This window comes from Solihabitans fulvus, from assembly GCF_008386585.1.
GTDB classification, from domain to species: Bacteria; Actinomycetota; Actinomycetes; order Mycobacteriales; family Pseudonocardiaceae; genus Solihabitans; species Solihabitans fulvus.
This window is the reverse complement of record NZ_VUOB01000206.1, coordinates 1-246: the sequence shown is the minus strand read 5'-3', so window position 1 is coordinate 246 and position 246 is coordinate 1. Positions and strand designations below refer to the sequence as shown.

1 protein-coding gene is annotated in these 246 nt (G+C 50.4%); it reads left to right on the top strand.

Annotated features, from left to right (window positions below; translation table 11 throughout):
* Window positions 1–38 precede the first annotated feature (38 nt).
* On the top strand, window positions 39–246 hold a 208-nt coding region (locus F0L68_RS45660; RefSeq protein ID WP_240543048.1), incomplete at its 3' end, for a hypothetical protein.

The window sequence follows — 246 nt, the reverse complement described above, 5'->3', positions numbered from 1 at the left end:
TCAGTTGGAAGTTCATTACCTTGTGGGAGAACAACAGAGTGTACTTCAAGATCCACAACACTAAGTACAACCAGTACTTGAAGATGAGTACGTCGACTTGCAACTGCAACGCTCGGGACCGTGTTGTATACGGCGGCAACAGCGCTGACAGCACCAGGGAGCAATGGTTCTTCCAGCCCGCCAAGTACGAAAACGACGTCCTGTTCTTCATCTACAACCGCGAATTCAACGATGCCTTGGAGCTCG